Genomic DNA, 7,163 nt, shown 5'->3' on the forward strand with positions numbered 1-7,163 from the left:
GGGCACCAGTTCACCAAGTATTCACCGCGGTAGATCAGCCCCTGCTCATGCAGCCGCACGAAGGCTTCCTTCACCGCCTCACTCAGGCCCTCATCCAGGGTGAAGCGCTGGCGCTTCCAATCCACTGAGTAGCCCAGCCGCCGCAGCTGGCCCACGATGCGGCCACCGCTTTCGGCCTTCCATTGCCAGGCCCGCTCCAGGAAAGCGTCGCGGCCGAGGTCGTGGCGGGTCTTGCCCTCTTCCTTGAGCTGCTTCTCGAGGATCGTCTGCACCGCGATCGAGGCGTGATCGGTGCCGGGCAGGCAGAGCACGTTCTTGCCCGCCAGGCGCTGGTAGCGCACGATCGTGTCGATCAGGTCCATGTTGAAGGCGTGGCCCATGTGTAGGCTGCCGGTCACGTTCGGCGGCGGAATCACCACCGAGAACGGTTCACCGGGAGCCTTCGGGTCGGGATGAAACGCTCGCTGGTCCTCCCAGGCCTGCTGCCATCGGGCCTCCGTACCAACCGGGTCGTAGGTCTTGGCCAGTTCGGGCACGGAAAGCTCAGCGGTTCAGCCGGCCATGCTCGCAAAGCCCTGCCCGCCATAGCCAGCCGAAGCAGACAACGATTCAACTGGCGAGACGCCGTAAGTAGTCCTCCTGGCGTCCGGCATTGATCCAACCGGTGGCGATCAACTTGCTGGCGCTCTCGTTGACCCGTCCACGGTGGATGTGGGACGGACCCGCCGGAAAGATCACCAACTTGCCCCGCTCCGCCGGTTCGTGGTGATCCTGCCAATGGAACTCGGTGCCGGCCTCATCCACGTCGTTGCAATAGAGAATCCAAGCCAGCACCCGGTGCACTGGTTCGGTGGCCTCATCGCTGATGGTCCAATCGCAGTGCCAACGCTTGAACCCTTCCCCCGGGGCGTAATGCTGGAGGTTGAAGATCGGATTCACAAACAGGCTCCGCTGCGGGCAGCACTGCCGGAACAGCGGCCGCTCCTGCAGATAGCGCTCCAAGCCGGCCGTCACCCCACGAAGGATCAGTTGCGAGAGGGCGAAGGATTCGGGTTCCGAGCGATCAATCGCCACCAGGCTGATGTCGGTGCTCTGTTTCGCCGGTTCCCCCTCGCCCTCGGGCCCGAAGGCCACGCCAGGTCGCTGCAAATCCACCCGGCGCTCGAAAAACTCACGCACCGCATCAGCCACCGAGGCGTAACCGGGATTGCTGTAGCGCCCGATCAAGTTCATGCCGCAGCCTCCAAGCGAGGAATCGCCACCACAGCATCGAGCTGCTGCCAGCGCGCCTGGTCAGCCACCACATGGCCCTGCAACTGCACCTGCTCAATCACCGTGGCAGCGCACTCGAGATCAAGGGGAACACCCGGGCCCATCGGCAGCACCAGCACCTGCCGCTCAGCCGGATCGGCCATCACCTGCAGATCGAGGGCGTCCAGCTCCCGCTCAAAGAACACCCGCCGCATCCGGGTGGTGAGGCTTGGTCCAATCGCCTCGACGAAACGGGCCATGCCGGCTTCATCCCCGGAGCTGCCGCAATTCAGCGACAACCAGATCAGTAGCTTCACCCAACTTTCTGCCGTCCACAGGGGTTGGAAGCTCTCCCGGTGTTGCCGCACCAGCTCAGCGATTGAGAAATCAAATAGCGTGGCCTGGAGGCCAGTGGCATCAGCGGAATCCATGCTGTTCATCCTCTCCTGCGAAAGGTCAGACTGGGGCGACTGGCTACTCGCACCATGGCCCTGGACCTGAACGATCCCGAACTCGAGTTCTCCGATCTGGTCTACGCCTACCAGAGCTGGGTGATGGCGGTGATCAATGACGAAAAGCTGGACAGCGACGACAAGCTGCTCACCGATGACATCGCCGAGGACGCCCTCAACTCGATGCGCTTCCTGCCGGGCGAGGTGACCAACGCCATCGAAACCAGCCTGGCCCGTGTCTACGACGTGGACGCCGACGAACTGGCTGAGCTGCTCTTCCCTGAGGACTGAGCCCAGGCTCACGTGACGCGATGGGTTGGTCCGCGGCTGACATCCCGAACCAGCAGGGGCGCATTGCCCTGATCACTGGAGCCAACAGCGGTCTGGGCCTGGAGACAGCGCGGGCCTTGAAACGCTGCGGGGCCACCGTGGTGCTGGCGTGCCGCAGCCCCCGCAAAGCCGAGATGGCCAAGCAGGAGTTGCTGCAGGAGCGCGATGGGGGAGCGGTGGATCTGGTGGACCTGGATCTGGCGGACCTGACCAGCGTGCAAAAGGCGGCGGCCACCATCGGCGAGCGCGACGGCTGCCTTGACCTGCTGATCAACAACGCTGGTGTGATGGCACCGCCGCGCTGCACCACCGCCCAGGGACATGAACTGCAGTTCGGCGTGAATCACCTGGGGCACATGGCCCTGACCCAGGCCCTGCTGCCGCTGATGCAGAACCGGCCCGATCCCCGAGTGGTGATGGTGACCTCCGGGGCGCAGCACTTCGGCAAGATCCGCTGGAACGACCCCAGCTGGAGCAAGGGCTACGACCGCTATGGGGCCTACGGCCAAAGCAAACTCGCCAACGTGATTTTGACCTTGAGCTGGATGCACGTCTGCGCGAGCAGGGCCGCCCCATCCTCTCCCTGGCCGCCCATCCCGGCATCGCGCGCACAGAACTGCAACCCACCACGATCGCCAGCGTCGGCAACCGCTCCGAGGCTCTGGCCTACCGACTGATGGATCCCTTATTCCAAAGCGCCGGCATGGGCGCCCTGCCCCAACTGCATGCCGCCACCACGGCGACAGCACAGGGTGGCGAGCACTACGGCCCTGAGCAGTTCGGTGGATTGCGGGGTGCACCGGCGCTCTGGAACACGCTGCTGTTCGGCCTGGTGAGCTGGCTGTTCGTGGCCGTGAACCTGGCGTTCTGGCTTGGCCCGCAAGACCGTGCAGCCAATCCGATGCTGACCCTCTTCTGGGCCTGGTGGTGGCCGTTAATCCTGCTGAGTTACCCGCTGGTGGGTCGCCTCTGGTGCGCTATCTGCCCCTTCGTGGTCTTGGGACAGATCGCCCAAAAGCTGACCCGATGGCGCAAGAAAAGCTGGCCTCATGGGGACACGGACCGCTGGAGGGCTCCTGCACTCGCCGCCGGTTTTGCCGCGATTCTCCCGTGGGAAGGAGTCTGGAACCTCGAGAACACCGCCTGGCTGAGCAGCTGTCTGCTGCTGCTGATCACGGCAGGAGCCGTGATCAGTTCAACGGTGTTTGAAAAACGCTTCTGGTGCCGTTACCTCTGTCCCGTTGGGGGCATGAACGGACTGTTCGCCAAGCTCTCGATCCTTGAACTCCGGGCCGAAGCCGGCACCTGCAGCGGTAGCTGCAGCAGTTACGCCTGTTTCAAGGAGGGAGCTGCCGACGGAGAGGAACTGGCCAGCGCAGACTGTCCGCTGGGCACTCATCCCGCCCACCTCAGCGACAACCGCAACTGCGTGCTCTGCATGACCTGCACCCAGGCCTGTCCCAACCGCTCCGTGCAGTTGCGACTGCGGCCGCCGGCCGCTGATCTGCAACGCACCATGCAGGCTCCGGACGGAGAGCGGGGACTGATCCTGGTGCTGGCTGGAGGCATCTGCCTGCACAACTGGCAACGCCTGCTGGACTGGCTGCCCCTTGCACCATTCTCATTGTATGAAGGGCCCCTGCTGGCCCTTGCCTTACCAGCAGCCGCTGGTTTATGGCTCAACCGCCGTTGGCTCTACGCCGGATTGCCTCTGCTCTGGGCCCTGCTCCTGGCACGCCATCTGCCGATCGGCATAGCCGAGGCGGGCACCGTCTTGCCGCAAGGTTGGCCGCACTGGTCCGCTGACCCCCATGTGATCGGCTTCTGCCAAACCATGGTGGTGGGGATCGGATGGGTTGGTGCTGCGATTTTGAGCCGCCGCTTGCTGGATCTCGACCGCCGGGCCTGGGTCATGGGCAGCATGATGCTGCTCTTGATCAGCTTCAGTGGCCGCTGGTTGGTCGCCCTTTATCCATGGCCACTCGCCGCCCTTCCACCCAAATCAATGCCCGCCAGAAGGTCTTGGTGGAGAACCTGCAGGCCTGTGGTGATGAGATGAGCGGTCAGCAGCTGCACCGCAGCCTGGAGCCCGACCAAGCCATGGGCCTGGCCACGGTGTACCGCAATCTGCGCCAGCTGCAGCAACGGGGCCTGGTGCGCTGCCGCCACCTGCCCAATGGCGAGGCGCTCTACGCGCCGCTGGAGCGGGATCGCCACCACCTCACCTGCGTCGATTGCGGCAAGACCCAGGCACTCGACCACTGCCCGATTCACGACCTGGAGGTACCCGAAGACGGCCGCAAAGGCTTCGATCTCTTGTTTCACACGCTTGAATTCTTTGGTCTCTGCAGCGACTGCCGCGAACGGCAGCAAAGCCCGTGATGACCCTGGCCGCCACTTACTACGGAGCCAATGGCTGGTTGCTCGAATTTGATGATCTCCGCGTTCTGGTGGATCCCTGGCTGCGCGGCAGACTGCGTTTCCCCCCCGGGGAGTGGCTGCTGAAAGGGGAACTGCCCTGCGAGCGCAAGGTGCCCGAGAAGCTGAACCTGCTGTTGCTCACCCAGGGGCTCGCAGACCACGCCCATCCGGACACCCTGGCAGCGCTGCCCAAGGATCTACCCGTCATTGGATCCGTGGCCGCAGCACGGGTGGTGGAACGCCTCGGCTTCACCAGCGTGAAAGCCCTCTCCCCTGGAGAGAGCACCACCCACCAGGGCCTGCAGGTGCGCGCCAGCGCCGGTGCACCGGTGCCGATGGTGGAAAACGGTTATCTACTCGAGCATCCGGCCGGATCGCTCTATCTCGAACCCCATGGTTTTCTCGATCCAGCCCTAGAGCCGCAACAACTGGATGCCGTGATCACGCCGATGGTGGATCTGGGGCTGCCCGCGCTTGGAGCGTTTGTTAAAGGCTGCTCCGTGGTACCGCAACTGGTGGAACGCTTTCAACCCACCACGGTGCTCGCCAGCACCTCCGGCGGCGACGTGCGCTTTGGCGGTGCCCTGAGTCGGGCCCTGCAAATGAAAGGATCTGTGGCCAGCACTGGAGCCCAGTTGCCAGCCAGCAGCCGCTGGACCGATCCAACACCGGGGGAACGCCTGCTGCTGAAAAACTGATTTTTCAGATTAAGCTTTGTAACAACTGCTTGAATTCGATGAAATCCACGCAAGGCAACGATTCCTGGTTCCAGGGCGTCGCCGCCCGCGACATCCACATGGAGCAGCTCAAAAAGGCCGAACGCTTCAACGGCCGTGCCGCCATGGTCGGCATCGTGATCGGAATCATCACTGAGGGGCTCACCGGTGCCGGCATTGTTCACCAGATCGGGCTGGGCCCCCTGGTAGATGGCTACGCCGCCTGCCGCACCCAATTCCTGCCCTTCTGCTTCTGATTCGGGAGGGGGCCACCCCCCCGATGACGAGAATGGTGCGATTCACGTTCGAATCGAATGGCGGCTGACAAGGAACTGCTGAAGGAAGTGGCCCTGGAGCTCTGGAACACCACCAAGAAGCTCCGTCCCGGCCTGCCCAAAGCGCCTCGCGCCCAGCTGGTCTTGAAAGCTCTGCTCACCATCGGTGACATGAGCGATCAGCTGGAGGCCGCAATGGTGCTTGGGGTGATTGAGGCGCAGGAACTCGATGACGAGCCCGGACAGGGAGAAGTGGCCGGCGAAGACAAGACGGTCTCTGATACAGATGCCAAAACCGAGCGTGAAACCCCCAGGGTTGTGCGCAAGCGCTCCAGCAGTCGCTGATCAAGGCCTTCTGATGACAAGCAGCCCATCCCCCCTCAGGAGGATGCTGGATGGGCTGGCTTCCGAAGATGACGCGGTCGCGTGCTGAGTACCTTTTCAGCGTCTGCATCACAGCCTCAACTGTGTCTCTTCTGATCATCACGGCCGGTTTTATTGGTCTGCTCTGGTAAACGCAAAGCCTGATCCGACGTGGCATGGATGACGGCAGCAACAGCTGAGGCGGCCTTCATCCCGCTGCTGGAAAGAACCTAGTCAGCGATGCCTTGGCTCCCTTGGGGCCTGCTCTGCTTCCGCTTTCAGGAAACGGCGATGCTGAGACGAGGCATAGCCGCTGAGGTCAATTTTGCTGGCATTGCTGCCAGCCTTTCGCCACTCCCTCGGGGGAGTGCTGGATCTTCGGTTCATGGAATCGAGTTATCGGTTCTCGCGCAGTGGGCCTTTAATCAGGCTCTTTGGCGTTATCCCACCTTTGCACACCTGCCCGTCCGACGCACCTAGCGGATGAGTAATTGCAGCTACGGCGAGCCATTCGAATCGGATCGATACTCCGCCCAACAGCAAACGGCTTGTGACTCCTGAGGAGCAGTACGTGAAATGCATGGATGCTGCCTACGCCGCTGCTGACAGGGAGAGCTGCCTCAAAATGATGCGGAAGGCAGAAGGCGTCCTGCGCGGTGAGTTCGGCGCCCAGCCAGCAAGCGATGGCCCTGGCGAGCGAGCATTGGCGAACTGAAGCAAAAACCTAGAGAAACCCAGTACAGCACTGGGTTTTGGAATGGGCGATACTGGGATCGAACCAGTGACAATCTCCTTGTAAGGGAGGTGCTCTACCGCTGAGCTAATCGCCCCACCGGGTAGATTCTGCACTAACGCGTCAGTTTGGGGGCGCACGACAGCTCCGAAGGCTTGGCAACGGGTCGCCGCCATGACCAGAGCATCTGGATCCTGAGCCCCCCGCTCGGGATCGCTGTTGGATTGGTGCTGGGATGGGCTGCAGCATGGGTCGCCGCAGCCAGCTGTCTGGCCGGCGGCCTGTGGCTGTCCCCTGACCTCGATACCCGCTCCAATGCGCTGCGGCGGTGGGGAGTCCTCGGCTTTCTCTGGTGGCCCTATCGCCTCCTGATTCCCCATCGCTCGCTCTGGTCCCATGGCCCGGTGCTGGGAACGACCGCGCGCCTAGGGGTGCTGCTCACCTGGTGCCTGATCGTGACCATGGCGGTTCCAGCACTCTCGCCAGCGATACTGCTGACGACGCTCCAGCAACTGATGCGTCAGCACCCACAGGAGTTCATCGCTCTGCTTGTGGGTTTGGAGGGCAGTGCATGGATCCACCTGATCCTCGATGGCGACCCCTGGCCCCAGGAAGGGTCGAA

Annotated in this window: 9 protein-coding genes, 1 tRNA gene and 2 pseudogenes; 8 read left to right on the forward strand and 4 right to left on the reverse strand. The window is 63.0% G+C overall.

What is annotated here, in order from left to right:
- The 3 genes from ACGVJ8_RS02215 to ACGVJ8_RS02225 form a co-directional block, all read right to left on the reverse strand.
- The coding region (locus ACGVJ8_RS02215) for a class I tRNA ligase family protein (protein ID WP_392345284.1) at nucleotides 1-536 on the reverse strand (536 nt) is incomplete at its 3' end.
- 73 nt (nucleotides 537-609) lie between these two features.
- On the reverse strand, nucleotides 610-1,233 hold the full coding sequence (locus ACGVJ8_RS02220) for a 2OG-Fe(II) oxygenase (RefSeq protein ID WP_392345285.1): 624 nt from the start codon (nucleotides 1,231-1,233) through the stop codon (nucleotides 610-612).
- The gene (locus tag ACGVJ8_RS02225; RefSeq protein ID WP_392345286.1) at nucleotides 1,230-1,682 is read right to left on the reverse strand and encodes a protein phosphatase; all 453 of its coding nucleotides are present in this window, start codon (nucleotides 1,680-1,682) and stop codon (nucleotides 1,230-1,232) included. Before ACGVJ8_RS02225 ends, ACGVJ8_RS02220 begins: the two co-directional genes overlap by 4 nt.
- Nucleotides 1,683-1,736: 54 nt before the next feature.
- Here ACGVJ8_RS02225 and ACGVJ8_RS02230 point away from each other — a divergent pair, with 54 nt between their 5' ends.
- The 7 genes and pseudogenes from ACGVJ8_RS02230 (at nucleotide 1,737) to ACGVJ8_RS02260 (ending at nucleotide 5,790) form a co-directional block, all read left to right on the forward strand.
- Nucleotides 1,737-1,994, forward strand: coding sequence for a hypothetical protein (locus ACGVJ8_RS02230; RefSeq protein ID WP_006852028.1), 258 nt, complete (start codon nucleotides 1,737-1,739; stop codon nucleotides 1,992-1,994).
- Between the two features lie 20 nt (nucleotides 1,995-2,014).
- Nucleotides 2,015-2,835 (forward strand): annotated as a pseudogene (locus ACGVJ8_RS02235) (oxidoreductase); the annotation flags it as partial.
- Nucleotides 2,824-4,002: pseudogene (locus tag ACGVJ8_RS02240) on the forward strand (4Fe-4S binding protein); the annotation flags it as partial. The pseudogenes ACGVJ8_RS02235 and ACGVJ8_RS02240, both read left to right, overlap by 12 nt.
- 5 nt (nucleotides 4,003-4,007) lie before the next feature.
- Nucleotides 4,008-4,415 carry a transcriptional repressor gene (locus ACGVJ8_RS02245; protein WP_392345287.1) on the forward strand — a complete coding sequence of 136 codons (408 nt, stop codon included), beginning with the start codon at nucleotides 4,008-4,010 and terminating at the stop codon, nucleotides 4,413-4,415.
- Entirely contained in the window at nucleotides 4,415-5,152 is a 738-nt protein-coding gene (locus ACGVJ8_RS02250; RefSeq protein WP_392345288.1) for an MBL fold metallo-hydrolase, read from the forward strand. Before ACGVJ8_RS02245 ends, ACGVJ8_RS02250 begins: the two co-directional genes overlap by 1 nt.
- Nucleotides 5,153-5,190: 38 nt before the next feature.
- Nucleotides 5,191-5,427, forward strand: a complete 237-nt coding sequence (locus ACGVJ8_RS02255; RefSeq protein WP_392345289.1) for a high light inducible protein — start codon at nucleotides 5,191-5,193, stop codon at nucleotides 5,425-5,427.
- Nucleotides 5,428-5,484: 57 nt separating this feature from the next.
- Nucleotides 5,485-5,790 carry a TIGR03894 family protein gene (locus tag ACGVJ8_RS02260; RefSeq protein WP_392345290.1) on the forward strand — a complete coding sequence of 102 codons (306 nt, stop codon included), beginning with the start codon at nucleotides 5,485-5,487 and terminating at the stop codon, nucleotides 5,788-5,790.
- 776 nt (nucleotides 5,791-6,566) lie between these two features.
- On the opposite strand, the gene ACGVJ8_RS02265 is transcribed toward ACGVJ8_RS02260, so the two are convergent.
- A tRNA-Val gene (locus tag ACGVJ8_RS02265) sits at nucleotides 6,567-6,638 on the reverse strand.
- 58 nt (nucleotides 6,639-6,696) lie between these two features.
- On the opposite strand from ACGVJ8_RS02265, the gene ACGVJ8_RS02270 reads away from it, so the two are divergent.
- The coding region (locus ACGVJ8_RS02270; RefSeq protein ID WP_392345291.1) for a metal-binding protein at nucleotides 6,697-7,163 on the forward strand (467 nt) is incomplete at its 3' end.

Origin of the sequence: Parasynechococcus sp., assembly GCF_042954245.1 — a bacterium.
Lineage (GTDB): Bacteria > Cyanobacteriota > Cyanobacteriia > PCC-6307 > Cyanobiaceae > Parasynechococcus.

Bases quoted from the DNA above. Each gene is read 5' to 3' on its own strand.
- ACGVJ8_RS02255 (WP_392345289.1), top strand. From the start codon at position 5,191: ATGAAATCCACGCAAGGCAACGATTCCTGGTTCCAGGGCGTCGCCGCC.
- ACGVJ8_RS02220 (WP_392345285.1), bottom strand. From the start codon at position 1,233: ATGAACTTGATCGGGCGCTACAGCAATCCCGGTTACGCCTCGGTGGCT.
- ACGVJ8_RS02260 (WP_392345290.1), top strand. From the start codon at position 5,485: ATGGCGGCTGACAAGGAACTGCTGAAGGAAGTGGCCCTGGAGCTCTGG.
- ACGVJ8_RS02230 (WP_006852028.1), top strand. From the start codon at position 1,737: ATGGCCCTGGACCTGAACGATCCCGAACTCGAGTTCTCCGATCTGGTC.
- ACGVJ8_RS02245 (WP_392345287.1), top strand. From the start codon at position 4,008: ATGGCCACTCGCCGCCCTTCCACCCAAATCAATGCCCGCCAGAAGGTC.
- ACGVJ8_RS02250 (WP_392345288.1), top strand. From the start codon at position 4,415: ATGACCCTGGCCGCCACTTACTACGGAGCCAATGGCTGGTTGCTCGAA.
- ACGVJ8_RS02225 (WP_392345286.1), bottom strand. From the start codon at position 1,682: ATGGATTCCGCTGATGCCACTGGCCTCCAGGCCACGCTATTTGATTTC.